Here is a 1,874-nt window from a genome sequence, read left to right as displayed (position 1 = left end):
CCTTACACGCAATTGCTTGTTTCCTCGATTTTGCAGGTTTGACGATGGCGCCAAGGCACCCCCCTCTGGCCTGCCGGCCATCTCCCCCTCAAGGGGGGAGATCGGCAGCTTTCTCGTTGCGCTTGTTCTGCAACGTTGGAGAGTGGCGAAACCGAGGACGATAGCCAATCTCCCCCCTTGAGGGGGAGATGGCCGGCAGGCCAGAGGGGGGTGCCTTGGCGCCATCGTCAAACCTGCAAAATCGAGGAAACAAGCAATTGCGTGTAAGGCGCGCGCGGGTCGTCGAGCACGCGGTCGGTGAGGCCGCTTTCGACGACGCGGCCGTCCTTCATCACCATCATGCGCTGCGACAAGAGCCGCGCCACGGCAAGGTCGTGGGTGACGACGATGGCCGCCAGACCGAGATCGGTGACCAGACCACGCAGCAGGTCGAGCAGGCGGGCTTGCACCGAGACATCGAGGCCGCCTGTTGGCTCATCCATGAACACCAGGCGCGGCCCGGTGACGAGGTTGCGGGCAATCTGCAGGCGCTGGCGCATGCCGCCGGAAAAGGCGCGGGGCTCGTCGTCGATGCGGTCCTCGTCGATCTCGACGCGCGACAGCCAGTCGACGGCGGCGGCGCGGATCCTGCCGTAGTGACGGTCGCCGACCGCCATCAGCCGCTCGCCGACATTGGCGCCCGCCGACACCGTCATGCGCAGGCCGTCGGCGGGGTTCTGATGGACAAAACCCCAGTCGGTGCGCATCAGGAAGCGGCGCTCGGCCTCGCTCATGCGGTAGAGCTCGCGGAACTGGCCGTCGCGCATGCGGTAGCTGGCGGTGCCGGAGCTCGGCAGCAGCCGGGTCGACAGGCAGTTGAGCAGCGTCGTCTTGCCGGAGCCGGATTCGCCGACGACAGCCAGGACTTCGCCCGGCCACAGGTCGAAGGAGACGTTGTCGCAGCCGACGCGCGAACCGTAGAATTTAGAAAGTGCTGCGACACGCAGCAGCGGTTCGTCGGTCATTGCGCCGGCTCCCTTGTTCCCGAGGCAAGATGGTTTTCCGGGGCAAGATGGCCGCGATAGCCGTCCGCTCGCCGCTTCTCGCAATGGTCCGTGTCGGAGCAGACGAACATGTGGCCGCCATGGTCGTCGAGGATGACTTCGTCGAGATAGACGTTCTCGGCCGCGCACAGCGCGCAGGGCTGGTCGAAGGTCTGGACCTCGAACGGATGATCCTCGAAGTCGAGGCTGACCACTTCGGTGAAAGGCGGCACCGCGTAGATGCGCTTTTCGCGGCCGGCGCCAAACAGCTGCAGGGCCGGCGAGCGGTGCATCTTGGGATTGTCGAATTTCGGCGTCGGCGAGGGGTCCATCACATAGCGGCCCTCGACCTTGACCGGATAGGCATAGGTGGTGGCGATGCGGCCGTGCTTGGCGATGTCCTCGTAGAGCTTGACGTGCATGAGGCCATATTCCTCCAGCGCGTGCATTTTGCGCGTTTCGGTCTCGCGCGGTTCGAGGAAGCGCAGGGGTTCGGGGATCGGCACCTGGTAGACCAGCACCTGGGCCGCCGTCAGCGGATGCTCGGGAATGCGGTGGCGGGTCTGGATGATTGTGGCGCTGGCAGTGTCGGTCGTCACCGCGACATTGGCGACCTTCTTGAAGAAGGCGCGGATCGACACCGCATTGGTGGTGTCGTCGGCGCCCTGGTCGATGACCTTCAGCACATCGTCCGGGCCGATGATCGAAGCGGTGACCTGGACGCCGCCGGTGCCCCAGCCGTAGGGCATCGGCATTTCGCGCGAAGCGAACGGCACCTGGTAGCCGGGAATGGCGATGCCCTTGAGGATCGCCCGGCGGATCATCCTTTTGGTCTGCTCGTCGAGATAGGCG

General features: G+C 65.2%; 2 protein-coding genes. Both read right to left on the bottom strand.

What is annotated here, in order from left to right; genetic code table 11:
* Nucleotides 1–227 precede the first annotated feature (227 nt).
* On the bottom strand, nucleotides 228–1,004 hold the full coding sequence (gene phnK / locus EN994_RS29410; RefSeq protein WP_127308052.1) for a phosphonate C-P lyase system protein PhnK: 777 nt from the start codon (nucleotides 1,002–1,004) through the stop codon (nucleotides 228–230).
* A partial coding sequence (locus EN994_RS29405) for an alpha-D-ribose 1-methylphosphonate 5-phosphate C-P-lyase PhnJ (protein ID WP_127308051.1) occupies nucleotides 1,001–1,874 on the bottom strand: 874 nt, incomplete at its 5' end. The genes EN994_RS29405 and phnK, both read right to left, overlap by 4 nt.

Origin of the sequence: Mesorhizobium sp. M7A.F.Ca.CA.002.09.1.1 (genome assembly GCF_003998555.1) — a bacterium.
Lineage (GTDB): Bacteria > Pseudomonadota > Alphaproteobacteria > Rhizobiales > Rhizobiaceae > Mesorhizobium > Mesorhizobium ciceri.
Note: the sequence above shows the minus strand (reverse complement) of the source record. Positions and strands in the feature narration are given on the sequence as shown.

Coding starts and splice junctions, on each gene's coding strand:
- phnK (WP_127308052.1), bottom strand. CDS start 1,004: ATGACCGACGAACCGCTGCTGCGTGTCGCAGCACTTTCTAAATTCTAC.